Source organism: Hydrogenophaga laconesensis (assembly GCF_031457235.1).
Classification (GTDB): domain Bacteria; phylum Pseudomonadota; class Gammaproteobacteria; order Burkholderiales; family Burkholderiaceae_C; genus Hydrogenophaga; species Hydrogenophaga laconesensis.
On the sequence record NZ_JAVDWE010000002.1, the window covers coordinates 211,465 to 230,148 of the forward strand.

General features: G+C 67.3%; 16 protein-coding genes. 4 read left to right on the forward strand and 12 right to left on the reverse strand.

Annotated features, from left to right (window positions below):
* Position 1: 1 nt before the first annotated feature.
* The 4 genes from J2X09_RS05385 to J2X09_RS05400 form a co-directional block, all read right to left on the reverse strand.
* Positions 2–622: a DUF4126 domain-containing protein gene (locus J2X09_RS05385; RefSeq protein WP_204732784.1), complete on the reverse strand. Its 621-nt coding sequence runs from the start codon at positions 620–622 to the stop codon at positions 2–4.
* A 14-nt stretch (positions 623–636) separates the two neighbouring features.
* Complete coding sequence (locus tag J2X09_RS05390; RefSeq protein ID WP_204732783.1) at positions 637–1,422, reverse strand: enoyl-CoA hydratase/isomerase family protein; 786 nt, start codon at positions 1,420–1,422, stop codon at positions 637–639.
* 14 nt (positions 1,423–1,436) lie between these two features.
* On the reverse strand, positions 1,437–2,573 hold the full coding sequence (locus tag J2X09_RS05395; protein ID WP_204732782.1) for an acyl-CoA dehydrogenase family protein: 1,137 nt from the start codon (positions 2,571–2,573) through the stop codon (positions 1,437–1,439).
* Between the two features lie 126 nt (positions 2,574–2,699).
* The gene (locus J2X09_RS05400; protein ID WP_204732781.1) at positions 2,700–4,322 is read right to left on the reverse strand and encodes a carboxyl transferase domain-containing protein; all 1,623 of its coding nucleotides are present in this window, start codon (positions 4,320–4,322) and stop codon (positions 2,700–2,702) included.
* 177 nt (positions 4,323–4,499) lie between these two features.
* Here J2X09_RS05400 and J2X09_RS05405 point away from each other — a divergent pair, with 177 nt between their 5' ends.
* Positions 4,500–5,483, forward strand: a complete 984-nt coding sequence (locus J2X09_RS05405) for an AraC family transcriptional regulator (RefSeq protein ID WP_204732780.1) — start codon at positions 4,500–4,502, stop codon at positions 5,481–5,483.
* On the opposite strand, the gene J2X09_RS05410 is transcribed toward J2X09_RS05405, so the two are convergent.
* Complete coding sequence (locus J2X09_RS05410; RefSeq protein ID WP_204732779.1) at positions 5,448–6,110, reverse strand: HAD family hydrolase; 663 nt, start codon at positions 6,108–6,110, stop codon at positions 5,448–5,450. The two genes, J2X09_RS05405 and J2X09_RS05410, sit on opposite strands and share 36 nt — an antisense overlap.
* A 111-nt stretch (positions 6,111–6,221) precedes the next feature.
* On the reverse strand, positions 6,222–6,605 hold the full coding sequence (locus tag J2X09_RS05415; RefSeq protein ID WP_204732778.1) for a YchJ family protein: 384 nt from the start codon (positions 6,603–6,605) through the stop codon (positions 6,222–6,224).
* 91 nt (positions 6,606–6,696) lie between these two features.
* Here J2X09_RS05415 and J2X09_RS05420 point away from each other — a divergent pair, with 91 nt between their 5' ends.
* Entirely contained in the window at positions 6,697–7,401 is a 705-nt protein-coding gene (locus J2X09_RS05420) for a glutathione binding-like protein (protein ID WP_204732777.1), read from the forward strand.
* 21 nt (positions 7,402–7,422) lie between these two features.
* Here J2X09_RS05420 and J2X09_RS05425 read toward each other — a convergent pair whose 3' ends face one another.
* The 6 genes from J2X09_RS05425 to recG form a co-directional block, all read right to left on the reverse strand.
* Positions 7,423–8,886 carry a TrkH family potassium uptake protein gene (locus J2X09_RS05425; RefSeq protein ID WP_204732776.1) on the reverse strand — a complete coding sequence of 488 codons (1,464 nt, stop codon included), beginning with the start codon at positions 8,884–8,886 and terminating at the stop codon, positions 7,423–7,425.
* Between the two features lie 20 nt (positions 8,887–8,906).
* Positions 8,907–10,304, reverse strand: a complete 1,398-nt coding sequence (trkA, locus tag J2X09_RS05430; RefSeq protein WP_204732775.1) for a Trk system potassium transporter TrkA — start codon at positions 10,302–10,304, stop codon at positions 8,907–8,909.
* Between the two features lie 82 nt (positions 10,305–10,386).
* The gene (gene ubiA, locus J2X09_RS05435; RefSeq protein ID WP_204732774.1) at positions 10,387–11,259 is read right to left on the reverse strand and encodes a 4-hydroxybenzoate octaprenyltransferase; all 873 of its coding nucleotides are present in this window, start codon (positions 11,257–11,259) and stop codon (positions 10,387–10,389) included.
* A gap of 9 nt (positions 11,260–11,268) precedes the next feature.
* Positions 11,269–11,772 (reverse strand): Dps family protein, encoded by a 504-nt coding sequence (locus J2X09_RS05440; protein WP_204732773.1) that lies wholly within the window; start codon positions 11,770–11,772, stop codon positions 11,269–11,271.
* Between the two features lie 56 nt (positions 11,773–11,828).
* A complete protein-coding gene (locus J2X09_RS05445; protein ID WP_204732772.1) occupies positions 11,829–12,788 on the reverse strand; it encodes a hydrogen peroxide-inducible genes activator in 960 nt (319 codons plus the stop codon).
* A 54-nt stretch (positions 12,789–12,842) separates the two neighbouring features.
* The gene (recG, locus tag J2X09_RS05450; protein ID WP_204732771.1) at positions 12,843–14,933 is read right to left on the reverse strand and encodes an ATP-dependent DNA helicase RecG; all 2,091 of its coding nucleotides are present in this window, start codon (positions 14,931–14,933) and stop codon (positions 12,843–12,845) included.
* Between the two features lie 67 nt (positions 14,934–15,000).
* Here recG and J2X09_RS05455 point away from each other — a divergent pair, with 67 nt between their 5' ends.
* Both J2X09_RS05455 and queA read left to right on the forward strand, forming a co-directional pair.
* On the forward strand, positions 15,001–17,529 hold the full coding sequence (locus J2X09_RS05455; protein WP_204732770.1) for a chemotaxis protein CheW: 2,529 nt from the start codon (positions 15,001–15,003) through the stop codon (positions 17,527–17,529).
* A 41-nt stretch (positions 17,530–17,570) separates the two neighbouring features.
* Complete coding sequence (gene queA / locus J2X09_RS05460) at positions 17,571–18,677, forward strand: tRNA preQ1(34) S-adenosylmethionine ribosyltransferase-isomerase QueA (protein ID WP_204732769.1); 1,107 nt, start codon at positions 17,571–17,573, stop codon at positions 18,675–18,677.
* Positions 18,678–18,684: the final 7 nt, after the last annotated feature.

Consider the following 18,684-nt stretch of genomic DNA (forward strand, 5'->3'; position numbering starts at 1 on the left):
CTCAGGCTTCCTTCGAGGCAAAGGCAAACACGCGGCGCCAGGCGGCGCGCAGGAACTTGAACAGCATCCAGGTGACCGCCCACATGAGCAGGACCATGACGACCAGCAATACCGCAAACACCAGCGGGTGCTGCGTGGCGAGCCAGATTGCGCCCACGGCCAGTCCGTCTTCCAGCAGGCTGGCGCCCACGTTGCTGAACGGTTCGGGCGAGGCATTGACCGCCGCGCGGGTGCTGGTCTTGGCGGCCTGGCTGGTGGCGGCCAGCGTGCCGCCCATCAGCGCGGCCACCAGCGCCATGGTGGCGCTGTCGGTGCCGAGCGCGCCGGCAGCGAGCGCGGCGCCCGCCGGGATGCGGATCACGCTGTTGACGAGGTCCCACAGGGAATCGACATAAGGAATCTTGTCGGCGAAGAACTCGACAAAGAGCATGAAGCCACTGGCACCCAGCAGCGCGGGGTGCTCCAGCACCTGCAGGCCGGGCGGCAGTTCGAGCCAGTTCATCCAGCCCAGCAGACCGGTGACAAAAACCACGAGGTACAGGCGCAGCCCGCTGGCCCAGCCGAGCGCAGCGGCCAGTGCCAGCAGCTCCGGCGTGCCCAGGGATTGCAGTGCGTCGCCCATGGGGTTCCGTGGCCTCAGGGCAGCCAGTTCGGCTGGCGTTTGCCGAGGAAGGACGCCAGCCCCTCGCGGCCTTCGTCGCTCGCGCGGATGTCGGCGATGCGGCGCGCGGTCTCGCTGCGCAGCGCTTCGGTGATCGGCACACCTCCCACGTCGCGCACCAGGCGCTTGCATTCGCGCGAAGCCTTCGGGCCGTTGGCCACCAGCGTGGCCACCAGGTCGTCCACCTTCGCGTCCAGCGTGTCGGGCGTGGCGAGTTCGTGGACCATGCCCAGTTCGTGCGCGCGCACCGCGCTGAACCGCTCCGCCGTCACCATGTAGCGGCGTGACGCCTGCACGCCCATGGCGCGCGCCACGTAGGGGCTGATGGTGGCGGGCAGCAGGCCCAGCCGTGCCTCGGACAGGCAGAAGGTCGCGCCCTCGACCGCCACCAGCACGTCGCAGATCGCGGCCAGGCCCATGCCCCCGGCGTAGCAGTCGCCCTGGATGCGGCCAATCACGGGCACCGGGCACTGGTCCAGCGTCCACAGCATGTCGGCCAGCCGCTGCGCGTCGGCGCGGTTCTCGTCCCAGCTGTAGCCGGACATGGTCTTCATCCAGTTCAGGTCGGCGCCGGCGCAGAAGGCCTTGCCATGCGCGCCGAGCACGACCACGCGCAACGCGTCGTCCTGCGCCAGGTCGGTGAAGGCGGCGGTGAGCGCGGCGATCACGTCGTCGTTGAAGGCGTTGCGCACATCGGGCCGGTTGAGCCACACCTTCGCCACGTGCGGCGAGGGGCGGGATACGTCGATCACGTTGCTCATGTTCAGTCCCTGCATCAATAACGTTTGGCGACTTCTTCCAGCATCACCTCGGTGGCACCGCCGCCAATGGCCAGAACGCGCGCGTCGCGCCAGAGGCGTTCGATCGCCGTCTCGCGGATGAAGCCCATGCCGCCGTGGAACTGCTGGCAGGTCTGCACCACCTCGTTCACGAGTTCACCCGTGAGCGCCTTGAGCATGGAGACTTCCTGCACGATGTCCTTGCCCTGCGTGACGCTCCAGGCGCAGTGGTACATGAACTGGCGCGCGGCGCGGGTCTTCGCGTCGAGCATCGACAGGCGCTGGCGGATGGTCTGCTTGTCCCACAGGGTGGCGCCGAAGGCCTGTCGCTGGCGCACGTGATCCAGCGTGAGCTTCAGGGCCTGGGTGCAGTGGCCCACGGCCATGGCGGCCAGCGCGATGCGCTCGGTCTGGAAGTTCTTCATCACCGAGTAGAACCCCTTGCCCTGTTCGCCGAGCAGGCTCTCCTCGGGGATGCGCACGTTGTCGAACACCAGCTCGGCCGTGTCGCTGGAGAGCCAGCCGGTCTTGTGCAGCGCGCGGCCCACGCTGAAGCCCGGCGTGCCCTTCTCGACGATGAACATCGTCATGTCGTGCCGCGCACTGCCGGTCTTGGCGGCGACGAAATACAGGTCGGCGTGCACGCCGTTGGTGATGAACATCTTGGTGCCATTGAGCACCCATTCATTGCCGTCCTTGCGCGCCGTGGTGCGGATGCCCGCCACGTCGGAGCCGGCGCCGGGTTCGGTGATGCCGACCGCGGTGATCATCTCGCCCGCCGTGACCTTCTTCAGGTACTTCGCCTTCTGCGCCGCGTTGCCCGCGTGGTGCAGGTGCGGGCCGGCCATGTCGGTGTGCACGAGCACGGTGATGATGAAGCCGGCGAACGTGGATTGGGAGAGCGCTTCAGCGAACACCAGGTTGGTGAGCGCGTCGGCGTCGCCGCCGCCGTGTTCGCCCTCGAACATCAGCCCGAGCAGGCCGGCCTGGCCCATGCGGCGCAGCACATCGCGCGGCACCATGCCGGCCTCTTCCCACGCGGCGGCGTGCGGCTCCACCTCGCGCTCCAGGAAACGCGCGACCTGGTCGCGCAGCAGTTCGTGGTCGGGGTTGTCGTAGATCGTGGTGTTCATCTTGTCTCCAGTGCCTTTCCCGGCGCGCAGTGTCTGTTCCAGAAACGCCGCGGAACCGGCTTTGCCGGGCCGCTGGCGTTGCCCCTCGAGGGGGTGGCGCCGAAGGCGACGCGAGGGTGTCGATTGCTACATCCGGAAGACGCCGAACTTCGGCTCTCCGATCGGCGTGTTGAGCGTGGCGGAGAGCGCCAGACCCAGCACGCGGCGTGTGTCCGCCGGGTCGATCACGCCGTCGTCCCACAGGCGAGCGCTCGCGTAGTACGGGTGCGACTGGTGTGCGAACTGGTCGAGCAGCGGCTGCTTGAACTTCGCCTCTTCCTCGGCGCTCCAGCTGCCGCCCTTGGCCTCGATGCCGTCGCGCCGCACGGTGGCCAGCACGCTGGCGGCCTGCTCGCCTCCCATCACGCTGATGCGCGCATTGGGCCACATCCAGAGGAAGCGCGGGCTGTAGGCGCGGCCGCACATGCCGTAATTGCCGGCGCCGTAGCTGCCGCCGATGATGATGGTGAACTTGGGCACCTGCGCGGTGGCCACGGCCGTGACCATCTTGGCGCCGTGGCGCGCGATGCCTTCGCTCTCGTACTTGCGGCCGACCATGAAGCCTGTGATGTTCTGCAGGAACAGCAGCGGCACCTTGCGCTGGCAGCACAGCTCGATGAAGTGCGCACCCTTCTGCGCGCTCTCGGAGAACAGCACGCCGTTGTTGGCGACGATGCCGATCGGCATGCCCTCGATGTGGGCGAAACCGCAGACGAGCGTGGCACCGTAGCGCGCCTTGAACTCGTGGAACTCGCTGCCGTCGACGATGCGGGCGATGATTTCCCGAACGTCGTAAGGTTTGCGCGTGTCGACCGGGATCACGCCATAGATCTCCTTCGCGTCGTACAGCGGCGCGCGCGGTTCGCGCAGCGCCTGCGTGGCGACCTTGCGACGGTTGAGCGTGGCCACCGCCTGACGTGCCAGGGCAAGCGCGTGCGCGTCGTTCTGCGCGAGGTGGTCCGCCACGCCGGAGAGGCGCGTGTGCACGTCGCCACCACCCAGGTCTTCCGCGCTCACGATCTCGCCGATGGCCGCCTTCACCAGCGGCGGACCGCCCAGGAAGATGGTGCCCTGGTTCTTGACGATGATGGTTTCATCGCTCATCGCGGGCACGTAGGCGCCGCCGGCGGTGCAGGAGCCCATGACAACCGCGATCTGCGCGATGCCGTTCGCGCTCATGTTGGCCTGGTTGTAGAAGATGCGGCCGAAGTGCTCGCGGTCGGGGAACACGTCGTCCTGGTTCGGCAGGTTCGCGCCACCCGAGTCCACGAGGTAGATGCAGGTGAGGTTGTTCTGCATCGCCACCTCCTGCGCCCGCAGGTGTTTCTTCACCGTCATGGGGTAGTAGGTGCCGCCCTTCACCGTGGCGTCGTTGCAGACGATCAGGCAGTCGACGCCGCTCACGCGACCGATGCCCGCGATCACACCGGCGCAAGGCGCGCTGTCGGTGCCGTCGCGATCGGGGTACATGTTCAACGCCGCCAGCGGGCTGAGCTCGAGGAAGGGCGTGCCCGGGTCCAGCAGCATCTGCACGCGGTCGCGCGGCAGCAGCTTGCCGCGCGCGGTGTGCTTGGCACGGGCCGCTTCGCCACCACCGAGCGCCACCTTCGCGATCTGCGCCTTGAGGTCGTCGACCACCACCTGCATGGCCTGGGCGTTGGCCTGGAAGTCGGCGGAACGGGCGTTGAGTTGTGTCTCCAGGATCGGCATGTCGGCATCCGTTGTGGTGTTTCGGGGCATTGTGGAGGATAGACAGGGCCGCGCGCGAGCCACCGTCATGCAGGTTGCAAATAGCGCCAATCACAATCACACTGTCGCATGCGAGAAACCACCTTGATGCCAGCGCTCGACCCGTCCCAGCTTCGGGCAGGTCCAGCCGTCACTCCCATGGCATTCGTTCGCGCCATGGTGGCGGCGTACCGCACCCGGGGGCTGAGCCCGGAGCGGGCGCTGGAAGTGGCACAAATCCAGCCACACGAAGTTGATCAACCCTCTTCCCGCATCACCGCCGCGCAGATGGAAGCGGTGTCGGATGCCGCCATGCGGGAACTCGATGACGAGGGTCTGGGCTGCTTCACGCGGCCACTGCCCTGGGGCAGCTACGGCATGCTGGCGCGCGCCTCGCTTCCTGCGCCCACGCTGGGCGTGGCGCTCAAACGCTGGTGCCGCCACCACGGGCTGATCACCAACGACGTCGCGCTGTCGCTGGAGACCGTGGCCGACCGCGCGCGCCTGGTGATGCGACCACACCGCCAGCCCGGCCCACTCACCGAGTTCTGCGTGGTCTCGGTGCTGCGCAACATCCATGGGCTGGCGAGCTGGTACGTCGATTCGCGCATCCCGCTGCAGGGCGCGCAATTCCCTTACGCCCCGCCTCCGCATGTGGACGCCTACCGCGTGCTGTTCGACGGTCCGGCCACGTTCGGCGCGGACGAGGCGGCCATCGCTTTCGATGCGCGCTACCTCGCCCTGCCGATGCGGCGCGACGAGACGGCCATGAACCAGCTGTTGCAGCGCGCCCTTCCCCTCACGGTGCGCTCCTACCGGCGCGACCGTCTGCTGGTGCAGCGCGTGCGCCAGGTGCTGGCCACGCAGCCGCTGGATGCGCACAACGCCAACGACCTGGCCGCGCTGCTGAACGTGTCGGCACGCACCCTGCACCGGCAACTCAAAGACGAAGGCGCCTCGCTGCAGGCGCTCAAGGACGAGGTGCGCCGCCAGCGTGCCACGGAGTTGCTGCTGCGCACACGCCGACCGATCAAGCAGGTGGCACAGGCCTGCGGGTTCCAGAACGAGAAGAGCTTCATCCGCGCGTTCCGCGGATGGACCGGACAGTCACCCGGCGAGTGGCGCAGCGAACAGGCTCCGTAATTCGTCCATGTGGTGGAACACGCGCGCCACCGGCATGCCGTCGAAGGCGCGCCCATGGCCTTCGGGGCAGTAGCCCCACACGGTGGCGCCGGCAGCCAGACCCGCCTGGGCACCGGTGGCGGTGTCCTCCACCACCAGGCAGCGCGCCGGGTCCACCCCCAGATGGGCGGCGGCAGCGAGGTAGACGTCGGGCGCGGGTTTGGAGCGCGGCAGGTCATGCCCGCTGAACACGCGCTCGCCGAAATAAGGCAGCAGGCCCACCATGTCCAGTTGCATCACCACCTTGGCCCGGTCGGCGCCCGAGGCACAGGCGATGCGGCCAGCCACCTGCCGATGCACCACGGACACGGCGTCGACTGCGCCTTGCATCGCCTTGAGTTCGGCCAGCAGGCGCGCATTGCGGCGTTCGTAGAAGGCCTTCAGCCAGGCCTCGGTGAAGGGCTTGCCGGTCTCCGCCTCGATGCGGGCGCGCTCGTCGCGCACCGCCTTGCCGATGAAGATCTGCATGCACTCGGCCTGCGTGAGGGCCCAGCCGCTCTCGTTGAGCACCTCGCGCAACACACCGTTGGTGATGGGCTCGCTGTCCACGAGCACGCCGTCGCAATCAAACAGAACCGCGTCAAACATGGAGCACCCCCTGCGTCGCCTTCGGCGCTTCCCCCCTCGAGAGGGGCGACACCTCGGGCCGGCGAAGCCCGACCCTGGGTGCTTCCGGTGGTTGCTGCTTCGTTCGGGGGATCACTTGATTTCTCCATCGACATAGAACCAGTGGCCATTTTCCCGCACGAAGCGGCTGCGCTCGTGCAGGCGCTGACCACGGCCCTGCACGCGCGAGCGCGCCACGAACTCCACCTCGGCGTGGTCGGCGTCGATGGGGCGGTGACACTTGACGTCCAACCCCAGCCACTTCACGCCCGCGTCGAGCTCCAGCGACTCGGGCCGGTGACTCGCATGCCAGGTGGCCAGCAGGTGCGCCACGTCGCCGCGCACGAAGGCGGTGTAGCGCGACCGCATGAGCGACTCGGCATCGGGCGCAGGCAGACCGGTGCCGAGATAGCGGCCGCAGCAGGCCGAGAAATCCGGCGCACGGCCGCAGGGGCAGGGGTCTTTGGGCATCGGCATGACGGAGCGATTATCGATTCCCTTGCAAGGGTGGGGACATGGCGCGCCAGTGTTCCAATGCCTGCTTCCGCCCCGAATTCAAGGACCGTCCATGAGCCTCCTCGACACCTTCCCTATCACCCAGAAGTGGCCCGCCACCCACCCCGACCGCCTGCAGCTCTATTCGCTGCCCACGCCCAATGGGGTGAAGGTCTCGATCATGCTGGAGGAAACCGGCCTGCCTTACGAGCCCCACCTGGTGAGCTTCGACACCAACGATCAGATGTCGTCGGCCTTCCTGTCGCTCAACCCGAACAACAAGATTCCCGCCATCCTCGACCCGAACGGACCGGACGGCCAGCCGCTGGCGCTGTGGGAGTCGGGCGCCATCCTGGTCTACCTGGCCGGCAAGACAGGCCGCTTCCTGCCCGAAGGTGTGGCCGGGAAATACGAAACCCTGCAGTGGCTGATGTTCCAGATGGGCGGCGTCGGACCGATGTTCGGCCAGCTCGGCTTCTTCCACAAATTCGCCGGCAAGGATTTCGAGGACAAGCGCCCGCGCGACCGCTACGTGAATGAAAGCAAGCGCCTGCTGAACGTGCTGAACCAGCGCCTGGAAGGCCGCGCCTGGCTCATGGGCGACGCCTACACCATCGCCGACATCGCCACCTGGCCCTGGGTGCGCAACCTGGTCGGTTTCTACGGCGCGGGCGAGATCGTCGGCTTCGAGGATTTCCCGAATCTCAAGCGCGTGCTGAATGCCTTCGAGCAGCGCCCCGCCGTGCAACGGGGCCTGAAAATTCCGGCACGCGGTTGAGCGCACTGGCAACGAATGGGCCTACTTTCGCCAGAAAGGCCCCGTGAAAAGAACCAGCACCGTCAGCAGTTCAAGGCGGCCCAGCAACATGGCAAAACTCAGCACCCAGATCTGGCCATCATTGAGCACGCCGAAGTTGCTATCCGGGCCGACGAGGCCCAGGCCGGGGCCAATGTTGTTGACAGTGGCAATGACGGCCGAAAACGCCGTAACGATATCCAGCCCGGTCAGCAGCAGGAGCATGGTGAGTCCCACGGTGGCCGCGCCGTAAATCAGCATGTAACCCAGCACGGCATTCATCACCTGCGGCGGCACAACACCGCCAGCGAGCGTGACGGGATTGACCACGCGGGGATGAATGATGCGCACCAACTCACGGCGGGCCTGCTTGACCAGCAGGACCATGCGGACCATCTTGATCCCCCCTCCCGTCGACCCCGCACAAGAGGCAAAGCAGCCCAGGAACATCATCAGTACAGGCGCAAAAACGGGCCACTGCGCGTAGTCTGCAGACGCGTAGCCCGTGGTGGTGGCCAGCGACACCACATGAAACGCCGCCATGCGCAATGCCGTCGGAAAGTCCGCATAGACGCGGTTCGCCAGCAACAGCAACGTGACCAGCACGATGGACGCGGCCAGGACCGCCAGATAGGTCCGGATCTCGCGATCTCCCGTGATGGGGCGCAGGGAGCGCCGCCGCAGCATCACGAAGTAGCGCAGGAAGCTGATGCCCGCCATGGTCATGAATACAGTCGAAACCCACTCGATACGCTCGGAATCGAACTGCCCCAGGCTGGCGTCATAGGGCGAGAACCCCCCCAACCCCATGGTGGTGCACATGTGCATGAAGGCGTCGGCCCAGCCCATGCCGGCCCATCGATAGGACAACATGCAGGCGACCGAGAACACTGCATAAACCCCCCAGAGGCCCCTGGCGGTTTCTGCAATGCGCGGGGTGAATTTGGTGTCCTTCATGGGGCCGGGCGTCTCCGCCCGGTAGAGTTGCATGCCACCCAGGCCAAGCAAGGGCAATATGGCCACCACCAGCAGCATGATGCCGAGGCCACCGACGAGCTGCAGAAAACAACGCCAGACGTTGATCGAGACAGGGAGCTGATCCAGCCCCAAAATGGCAGTCGCTCCAGTGGCCGTGAGCGCGCTCATCGCTTCAAAATAGGCTTTGCTCAGGCTCAGGTCGGGCACCGTGTAGTACAGCGGTGCGGCGGCATAGGCAGGTAACACCACCCAGACCAGATTCACCAGCAGGAACCCGTCACGCGGCAACAGTTCGCGACGGTGGTGTCGAGTCATCAGCCATAGCCCCCAACCGCTGAGCACCGCTGCGGCGAAACCAAGTGCCCACGTGACGACATGGTGGTTTGTGTCGTGAAACCATGCCCAGGCCAGAGGAACAAGAAAAGCCGGAGAGAACGCGAGCAGGACGCGCGAAAAAACGGAGAGGACGGGAAGCCAGATGGACTGCATTTGAACCAGCGTGTGGTGCGTCACCCAAAGAAAGTCGCACTGACCTGAAACAGTTTTTCGACCTCTCGAACCAGTCGCTTGTTCGGTATGAAAATGATGACGTGGTCCCCATCCTCGATGAGCACATCATGATGCGGCATGAGGACCTCCGAATTCCGGCCCTCCCCTCGAACGATCGCCCCTATGCGAGCACCGGAGGGCAATCTCACCTCCTCGACGCGACGGCCCACCAGCTTGCTGGTTTTTACGTCTCCACGGGCAATACCTTCAATGGCCTCGGCCGCCCCCCGCCGCAAACTGTGTACCACCGCCACGTCGCCACGTCGCAGGTGGGTGAGCAGTTCGCCGATGACGGTTTGTGACGGAGAAATCGCGATGTCGATCGTACCGCCTTGCATCATGTCGGCGTAGGCGCGTCGGTTGATGAGGGACAGCACGCGCCTTGCCCCCAGCCGCTTGGCCAGCATGGCTGACATGATGTTGTCTTCATCGTCACTGGTGAGCGCGAGAAACATGTCCATTTCGCCCACGTTTTCCTCTTCCAGCAAGTCTTCGTCAGCCCCATCACCTTGCAGAACGAGGATGCGGGAAGGCAGCTGGCTGGCGAGATACTCACAGCGCTTCTTGTCGCGCTCGAGAATCTTGACCTCGCACTGCCCCACCAGGCTGCGCGCCAATCGCAAACCGACCTTCCCTCCCCCCGCAATCATCACACGCTGAACAGGTTTGTCGATGTTGTGTACCGCTCCCAGCACATAGCGGATTTTTCGTGTGTCAGCCAGCACAAAAACTTCATCGCCGGCCAGGATGCGCGTGCGGGCGCTGGCTTCCATCTCGGTATCAAGCCGGTACAGCGCGACCACGCGCATCTCGGCGTGGGGAAAGCGCTCACGTATCTCGCCAATGGTGTGGCCCACCAGCGCGCCGCCGTGGGTGGCGCGCACCGCGATCAGGCTGGCGCGGCCATCGGCGAACTCGAGCACCTGCAGGGCTTCGGGATAGCTGATGAGCTGGTGGATGTAGCGCATCACGGACTCTTCGGGACAGAGCACGTGGCTGACCGAGAAGCTGGTGCGCGCGAGCTGGGTTTCCTCTTCGCCCTCGGTGAACTCGGGGGATCGCAGGCGGGCGATGGTGGTGGGAACGTTGAAGACGTCGTGGGCGACATTGCAGACCACGAGGTTGGTTTCATCGGTGGCGGCGCAGGCGATGACCATGTCCGCGTCCTTGGCGCCGGCTTCCCCCAGCACCGACGGCTGGATGCCGTTGCCCACCACCCCGCGCAGGTCCAGCCGCTCTTCCAGCACGCGCAGGCGGGCCGGGTCCATGTCGATCACGGTGATGTCGTTCTGCTCGGAGACCAGGCTCTCCGCAACGCTTTCGCCCACGCGGCCGGCACCCAAAATGATGATGTTCATGGTGGTGGAATGGTACCCGTGGCGCGTTGCGGTCGGGCGGGCTCACGGGCGCATGGCGTCCAGCGAACGAAATGCCGCGCGCTCAGACCAGCCCGATCACGACCCCGGCAAACACCGTGAACCCCAACCAGTGGTTGAGGCGAAACGCCTTGAAGCAACCTTCACGCGTGCGGTCCTTGATCAAGGTGTAGTGCCAGCCGACCTGGACCAGCGCCACCAGCAGCATCACCGCCCAGAGCCTGTGGTCCACCATGGGCCAGAGCGCCCGGCTCCAGATGGCAAGGTACAGGACATAGAACGCCGTGACGGCGGGTACGTCCGCACGGCCCAGTGTGATGGCCGAGGTCTTCATGCCGATCTTCAGGTCGTCGTCGCGGTCGACCATCGCGTACTCGGTGTCATAGGCCAGCACCCAGAACAGGTTGCCGATCAACAACACCCAGGCCAGCACGGGCACCTGCCCCTGCACGGCGGCAAACGCCATCGGAACGCCAAAACTAAAGGCCACCCCCAGCACCGCCTGCGGCATGGACACGTGGCGCTTCGCATAGGGATAGGCCAGCGTGATCGCCAGCGCCGCGAACGACATCAGCACCGTGAGCAGGTTGGTCGTGAGCACCAGCAGGAACGCCGCCAGCGCGAGCACCGCACCCACCATCAGGGCTTCGCGCGTCGACACCCTGCCCGAGGTGACCGGCCGTTGCGCCGTGCGCTTGACATGGCGGTCGAAGTCGCGGTCCGCCACATCGTTCACGCAACAGCCGGCGCTGCGCATGAGGATGGTGCCCAGTACGAACACCGCCAGCAGGTGCCATCCGGGAAAGCCGCCCGCCGCCACCCACAGCGCAGCCAGCGACGGCCAGAGCAGCAGCAGCCAGCCGGCAGGCCGGTTCCAGCGGATCAGGTCAAGGTACAGCGCGAGGCGGGACGGCGCGGGCGACGTGGCGGCAACCATGGCGGGTGGTCAGTCCTCGAGAATGGAACGCAGCATCCACGCGGTCTGCTCATGCACCGTCAGGCGCTGGGTCAGCAGGTCGGCCGTGGGTTCGTCGCCGGCCTTGTCCACCACGGGGAACAGCTGGCGCGCCGTGCGTGCCACGGCCTCGTGGCCTTGCACCAGGATGCGCACCATCTCCATGGCCTTGGGCGGGGTCGCGGGTGCGTCGGGCACCGAGCTGAGCTTGCCGAACTGCGCGTAGCTGCCGGGAGCGGCGTGGCCCAGCGAACGGATGCGCTCGGCCACCGGGTCGACGGCGTTCCACAGCTCGGTGTACTGGGCCATGAACATCGCGTGCAGCGAGTTGAACATCGGGCCCGTCACGTTCCAGTGGAAGTTGTGCGTCGTCAGGTACAGCGTATAGGTATCGGCCAGCAGCTGGGACAGCCCTTTGGCGATGGCGGCTCGGTCTTTCTCGGCAATGCCGATGTTGATGACGGGCGCGGCGGTTTTGGCGGTGGACTTGGCCATGAAGTGCTCCTTGGTCTGATGAAAGAAAGGGGGGACGGATGAGTGTAGGTCCGGCGTCAGGACAGGCGTCTGACGCCGGGCAACTCGCAGGCATAAATGGCGTTGCGCAACTCGGCAATGGCTTCGTAGCGGGTGAAGCTGCGCCGCCAGGCCAGCACCACGCGACGCGTGGGTGCCTCACCCTTGAAGGGCAGGTAGCGCACGTAGGACGAGTCGCCGAAATCCTGCCCCGGCGTGGCCGACCCCTCCAGCGCGGAAGACGGCACCGACAGGCGCGGCACCAGCGTCACGCCCATGCCGGCGGCCACCATGTGCTTGATCGTCTCCAGCGACGAGCCCTCGAAGCTCTTGCGGATGCCCTCGGTGTCGTTCGAGAAGCGGGCGAATTCGGGGCAGACTTCGAGCACATGGTCGCGGAAGCAATGGCCCGTCCCCAGCAGCAGCATGGTCTCGCGCTTGAGCTCCTCGCTGGTGATGTGGTCCTGTTTCGCCAGCGGGTGCGTGTGCGGCACCGCGGCCAGGAAAGGCTCGTCGTACAGCGGCGCAATCGCCAGGTTGGTGTCAGGGAAAGGCTCGGCCAGGATGGCGCAGTCGATCTCGCCCAGTCGCAGTTGCTCCAGCAGCTTGACGGTGAAGTTCTCCAGCAGCATCAGCGGCATCTGCGGCGTGCGGTCGATGACGTGGCGCACCAGGTCGGGCAGCAGGTAGGGGCCGATGGTGTAGATCACGCCCAGCCGCAGCGGGCCGGCCAGCGGGTCCTTGCCGCGCTTGGCGATCTCCTTGATGGCGGCCGCCTGTTCGAGCACGGTCTGCGCCTGCCGCACGATCTCTTCCCCCAGCGGCGTCACGGCGATCTCGGTCGCGTTGCGCTCGAAGATCTTGAGTTCCAGCTCCTCTTCGAGCTTCTTGATGGCCACCGACAGCGTGGGCTGGGACACGAAGCAGGCCTCGGCAGCCTTGCCAAAATGCCGCTCGCGCGCCACCGCGACGATGTACTTGAGTTCGGTCAGCGTCATGGGGGCTATTTTGCGCTCGCGGCCGCAAGCCTGCCTTGCGCCTCAGCCAGACGCTCAGGCTTTCAGGTATTCCGCCTTGCCACCCAGCCAGCGCGCGATGTGCCTTTCCGCCTGTGCGGGGTATTGCGCCAGCATCACGGGCGCCGCCTCGCGGGCCCAGTCGAGCAGGTGCGTGTCGGTGGTCAGGTCTGCGAAACGCAGCAGCGGCGCACCGGACTGCCGCGCCCCCAGGAATTCGCCCGGACCGCGGATCTCCAGGTCGCGGCGCGCGATCTCGAACCCGTCGCTGGTGTCGGCCATGGCCCTCAGGCGCTCACGCGCGGTCTCGCCGAGCCGGCCGCCGTCCGGGGGGGTGTACATCAGCACGCAGGCCGAGGCCGCCGCGCCGCGCCCCACGCGGCCGCGCAACTGGTGCAACTGCGAGAGGCCGAATCGCTCGGCGTGCTCGATCACCATCAGCGAAGCGTTGGGCACGTCCACGCCCACCTCGATCACCGTGGTGGACACCAGCACGCCCATCTGCCCCCCGGTGAAGAGCGACATCACCGCCTTTTTCTCCGCCACCGGCATGCGCGAATGCAGCAGCCCGACGAGCACGCCCGGCAAGGCCTGCGACAGCTCCGCATGCGTGGCGGTCGCGTTCGAGAGGTCGATCGCCTCGCTCTCCTCGATCAGAGGGCAGACCCAGTACACCTGACGGCCCTCCGCCAGCTGGCCACGGATGCGCTCGATCACTTCGGCACGGCGGCTGTCGGCCACCACCTTGGTGACGATGGGCGTGCGCCCGGGCGGCAGCTGGTCGATGGTGGAGACGTCGAGGTCGGCGTAGTAGCTCATGGCCAGCGTGCGCGGGATGGGCGTGGCGGTCATCATCAGAAGGTGGGGCTCGCCGTCGGGCATGTCGGGGCCCATCTTGCTGCGCAAGGCCAGCCGTTGCGCCACGCCGAAGCGGTGTTGCTCGTCGATGATCGCCAGCGCCAGGTTCCTGAACTGCACCTGGTCCTGGATCACGGCGTGCGTGCCCACCACCAGCGCGGCCTCGCCGCTGGCGATGAGCGCGAGCATCTCGGTGCGCTGCTTCTTCTTCTGACTGCCGGTCAGCCAGGCCACTCGCTTGCCCAGCGGGGCCAGCAGTGGCTCCAGCCAGCCGATGAGCTTGGCGAAATGCTGTTCGGCCAGGATCTCGGTGGGCGCCATCAGGGCACACTGCCAGCCCGCGTCGATGGCGATGGCCGCGGCCAGTGCAGCCACCACCGTCTTGCCCGACCCCACATCGCCTTGCAGCAGGCGGTGCATGGGCAGCTGGCGCATGAGGTCACGCGCAATCTCCTCGCCCACGCGGCGCTGCGCGGCGGTGAGTGCGAACGGCAAGGCGGCGAGCAACTGCTCGTGCAGGCCACCGGGCAACAGCCGCAGGGCGGGGGCGCTCAGCGCGGCGCGCTCCTGCCGGGCAGTGAACTGGGAGAGTTGCTGTGCCAGCAGTTCCTCGGCCTTGAGGCGCTGCCAGGCCGGGTGGCTGCGGTCCTCCAGGGCGTCGAGCGACACGTCCGGCCCCGGGTGGTGCAGGTACTGCAGGGCGTCGCGCAAGGTCCAGGTACCGCGCACCACCGTCTGAAGCCCTCCCAGCAGGGCCGGCGGCAGGGTTTCACTCAGGTCCGCGCGCTTGAGGCCACTGGCCACGGCCTTGCGGATGTAGGCCTGGGGGAGCTGCGCGCTGGTGGGGTAGACCGGTGTGAGCGCGTCCGGGAGTTCGCCACCGGCCGCGTGGAAGGCGGGATGCACCATGGTCCAGCCCAGGAAACCGCCGCGCAGCTCGCCCCGCACACGCACCCGGGCACCCACCGCCAGCGCCTTCTGGTGCGCTGGATAGAAGGTGAAGAAGCGCAGGGTGCAGGTGTCGGTGCCGTCGTCCAGCGTCACCAGCAGCTGGCGGCGCGGGCGAAAGCTGATCTCGCTGTGCGTGACCGTGCCCTCGATCTGCGCCAGCTGGCCGTCGCGCGCGCCGCGCAGCGTCACGATGCGGGTCTCGTCCTCGTAGCGCAGCGGCAGGTGAAGGGCCAGGTCGATGTCGCGCACCAGCCCGAGCTTCTGCAGGGCTTTCTGCGGGGCAGAAAGCGGCTTGCGATCGGGCTGGGCTTCGGGCATGCGGCGATTGTGAACCACGGCACGGAACCGTCCTGCGGGTGGCACACGGCTTGCTATGAATTTTGGTATGCCCCACCACCTGCACGCCGACAGCTTCCTTCCCTACATGCGCGACGTGGCCCGTTGCGAGCAGTCCCTGCGCGAACTCGGCCTGATGTGGCGCATGGTCGAGTCCTCGGCCAAGCTCAACTGCCCGCTGGAAGCCCAGAGCATCCTGCCGATCATGAGCGCCACCCAGGCCGGCTTCAACCGGCTGGAGCGCGAGCTGGTGCGCAGCCTGATCGAGGAAAAGGCGGGAAACGTGCTGACGGCGATCGGCACCAAGGCGCGCTTCGTGATCGACATCGTGGTGCGCAACCTTTACGAGCGCACCGCGGACGTGGGCTTCCTGGCGACCGACCGCGAACTCTGCGCCTTCGTCGCTGGCCTGGAGGGTGAGCCGGACATGATCCGTCAGCGGCTGCACGACTACCGCAACAAGTACACGGTCTACAACGAGATCATGCTGCTGGACACCCAGGGCAACGTGCTGGTGCAGCTCGACCCGGACGCGCCGGTCGAGGGCAGCACCGATCCGCTGATCCAGGCCACGCTGGACACCGGCCAGTACGTGGAGACCTTCCGCGCCACGGACCTGCGACCGGGCTACTCGCAGGCGCTGATCTATTCGCGCCGCATGCACCATCCCGACACCGGCGCGGTGGTGGGCCTGCTCTGCCTGTGCTTCGACTTCGAGCGCGAGATGGCGAGCATCTTCCGCTCGCACCGCGATCGGGAGGGCCGCATCAACATGCTGCTGCTGGACGAAGACCGGCGCGTGATCGCCAGCGCCGACGAACGCTGGATCGCCGTGGGCACGACGGTACCGGCCAACCCGCAGGGCCTGCCGCAGGTGTTCATCCACGAGGGCCGCGAGTACCTGGTGCAGACCTGCCAGGCCGAGGGCTACCAGGGCTACCCGGGCCCGCGCGGCTGGCAGGGCCAGGTGATGGTGCCGCTGTCCATGGCGTTCTCCGCGCCACCGCGCCAGACACTGGCCTCGCTGAACCCGACCACCGCCGCCGGCCTGCTGACCCACGCACGCCGCTTCAGCCCGCCGCTGTACGAAGTCATGACCGCCACCGAGACGATCCAGCGCGTGGTGTGGAACGGCCAGGTCATCACCTCCGAGCGGCGCGAGGGCCAGCAGCAGCTCAAGGCCATCCTGGACCAGATCAGCGAAACCGGCACCCGCAGCAACGAAGTCTTCTCGCAGTCCATCAGCGACCTGTATGAAACCGTGCTGCAGTCGCGGCTGGACGACGCCGAATCCACCGCCCAGCTGCTGGTGGACCTGCTCGATCGCAACCTCTACGAGCGCGCCAACGACTGCCGGTGGTGGGCGCTGACACCCGAGATCCGCGCGGCGCTGGCCAGCCCGGTGCCCGATGTGGACGCGATCACCCGCATCCTCGACGTCATCAACGGCCTCTACACCGTCTACAGCACGATCTGCGTGTACGACGCGCAGGGCCAGGTCATCGCCGCCTCGCGCCATGCGCTGCCGCGCTTCGTCGCCGCGAACACGCAGGTCGATGGCGCCACGCTGCGGCGCGTGAAGGCGCTCGACAACGACCAGGCCTACACCGTCAGCGAATTCGCGCCCTCTGCCCTGGGCGGCGACGCGCCCACCTACGTCTACCACGCGGCGATCCGCCATCCGGACGACGGCACGCAGGTTGTCGGTGGCATCGGCATCGTGTTCGAGACCGAGCGCGAACTGCTGGCCATGCTCCAGGGTTGCCTGGCACCCGATGCGCCCACCACCGCCCATTTCGTCGATCGCCAGGGCCGCGTCCTCTCCGCCACCGACGCGGCACTGCCGACCGGTACCGCCCTGAATCTGCCCGGGGAGGCCCTGGCGCTGGGCAGCGGCGAGAGCCTGGCGCGCGTGCTGGAGCACGAAGGGCAGTACGTGGTGATGGCGATTGCCGCCAACGCGGGCTACCGCGAGTTCAAGACCAGCGACGGCTACGTGGAAGACGTGCTCGCCGTCGTGTGCATTCCGCTGGGCGAGGTGCAGAGCCAGGCCATGGCCACGCGCAGCACCTACCAGCCGTCCCCCTCCTCCCACCCGGGCGACGAGCCGCTGCGCATGGTGGCCACCGTCTGGTGCGGGCCGCACATCCTTGGCCTGCCCGCCGCCAACGTGGCCGAAGCGGTGCCGGCACAGAAGCTCTCGAGCCGCAGCACTGGCGACGCGCAGGGCCGCGTCGGCCTGCTGGTCCCCCAGGCCGGGCTGACCATCGAACGCTCGGTGTGGGTCTACGACCTGGGCCGGCTGCTGGGCGCCGAACTGCGCACCGCCGACGACACCGATGGCGAGATCGTCGTGATTCAGCGCGGCCAGCGCCAGGTGGGCCTGCTGGTGGACGCGCTGCACGCCGTGCCCGAGTTCGCCGACACCCAGATCGTGCCCTCGCCCGTGCTGATGGCAGACCGCCCCGCACTGGTGACACACCTGATCAAGCCGGAGGGCGACCACCCGCTGATCCAGCTCATCGACAACGAGCGCCTGTTCGACTGCCTGGACCGATTGCCCGCTCTGCCAGAATAGCGGACCGTGTTTTGGAACGGGCCTGTCCGGCCCTCAAGCGCATGTCCGCCCTGCCTGCCCCCCCGACGCCCCGCGCGTTCACCGTCGCCGATTTCGATTTCCACCTGCCCACGGAGCTGATCGCCCAGCACCCGGCCCCCGAGCGCAGTGCCTCGCGCCTGCTCGATGGCACCGGCGATGTTCCGGTGGACCGTGTCTTCCGCGACCTCCCTGCCCTGCTGGACCCGGGCGACCTGCTGGTCTTCAACGACACACAGGTCGTCAAGGCCCGCCTGTTTGGCCGCAAGGCCAGCGGCGGCCAGCTGGAAATGCTCATCGAACGCGTGCTGCTGCCACACGAGGCGAGCGACGGCACGGCGCACGAGGTCGTCGCCCACCTGCGCGTGAGCAAGAAGCCCCAACCCGGCGGCCGCCTGCACATGGCCGGCGGCCTGTCGGGCGGTGGCTTCGACGCGGTCTTTCTCGGGCGCTGGCCCGACGAACAAGGCCAGCTGTTCCGCTTCCGCCTGTCCGGCCCGGCCGACGAAACCCCCTACGAGCTGATGGCCCGCCACGGCCACGTGCCGCTGCCGCCCTACATCGACCACGGCGACGATGCCGATGACGAGCGCCGCTACCAGACCGTCTTCGCCCGCGTGCCCGGCGCGGTGGCCGCCCCCACCGCCGCGCTCCATTTCGACGAGGCCGTGCTGACCGCGCTCGACGCACGTGGCGTGCGGCGCGCCAGCGTCACGCTGCATGTGGGCGCCGGCACCTTCGCGCCCATGAAGGCCGGCCGCATCGAAGACCATGTGATGCACCACGAGCGCTACGCCATCCCGCCCGCCACGCTGCAGGCGATCACCGATTGCCGCGCACGCGGCGGGCGCGTGGTGGCCGTCGGCACCACCACCGTGCGCACGCTGGAGAGCTGGGCGCGTTCGGGCGAGACGCAGGGCGACACCAACATCTTCATCACCCCCGGTTTCGGATTCCGCGTGGTGGACGCGATGGTGACCAACTTCCACCTGCCGCAGTCCACCCTGATGATGCTGGTCAGCGCCTTTGCCGGCTACGAGCCCATCCGCGCGCTGTACGCCCACGCCATCGCACAGCGCTACCGCTTCTTCAGCTACGGCGATTCGATGCTGCTGCGGCGGCGTTCCTGAGGCCCAA

Coding starts and splice junctions, on each gene's coding strand:
- ubiA (WP_204732774.1), bottom strand. CDS start 11,259: ATGGTTGCCGCCACGTCGCCCGCGCCGTCCCGCCTCGCGCTGTACCTT.
- queA (WP_204732769.1), top strand. CDS start 17,571: ATGTCCGCCCTGCCTGCCCCCCCGACGCCCCGCGCGTTCACCGTCGCC.
- J2X09_RS05395 (WP_204732782.1), bottom strand. CDS start 2,573: ATGAACACCACGATCTACGACAACCCCGACCACGAACTGCTGCGCGAC.
- J2X09_RS05400 (WP_204732781.1), bottom strand. CDS start 4,322: ATGCCGATCCTGGAGACACAACTCAACGCCCGTTCCGCCGACTTCCAG.
- J2X09_RS05440 (WP_204732773.1), bottom strand. CDS start 11,772: ATGGCCAAGTCCACCGCCAAAACCGCCGCGCCCGTCATCAACATCGGC.
- J2X09_RS05455 (WP_204732770.1), top strand. CDS start 15,001: ATGCCCCACCACCTGCACGCCGACAGCTTCCTTCCCTACATGCGCGAC.
- J2X09_RS05385 (WP_204732784.1), bottom strand. CDS start 622: ATGGGCGACGCACTGCAATCCCTGGGCACGCCGGAGCTGCTGGCACTG.
- recG (WP_204732771.1), bottom strand. CDS start 14,933: ATGCCCGAAGCCCAGCCCGATCGCAAGCCGCTTTCTGCCCCGCAGAAA.
- J2X09_RS05420 (WP_204732777.1), top strand. CDS start 6,697: ATGAGCCTCCTCGACACCTTCCCTATCACCCAGAAGTGGCCCGCCACC.
- J2X09_RS05415 (WP_204732778.1), bottom strand. CDS start 6,605: ATGCCGATGCCCAAAGACCCCTGCCCCTGCGGCCGTGCGCCGGATTTC.
- J2X09_RS05410 (WP_204732779.1), bottom strand. CDS start 6,110: ATGTTTGACGCGGTTCTGTTTGATTGCGACGGCGTGCTCGTGGACAGC.
- J2X09_RS05425 (WP_204732776.1), bottom strand. CDS start 8,886: ATGCAGTCCATCTGGCTTCCCGTCCTCTCCGTTTTTTCGCGCGTCCTG.
- J2X09_RS05390 (WP_204732783.1), bottom strand. CDS start 1,422: ATGAGCAACGTGATCGACGTATCCCGCCCCTCGCCGCACGTGGCGAAG.
- J2X09_RS05405 (WP_204732780.1), top strand. CDS start 4,500: ATGGCATTCGTTCGCGCCATGGTGGCGGCGTACCGCACCCGGGGGCTG.
- J2X09_RS05445 (WP_204732772.1), bottom strand. CDS start 12,788: ATGACGCTGACCGAACTCAAGTACATCGTCGCGGTGGCGCGCGAGCGG.
- trkA (WP_204732775.1), bottom strand. CDS start 10,304: ATGAACATCATCATTTTGGGTGCCGGCCGCGTGGGCGAAAGCGTTGCG.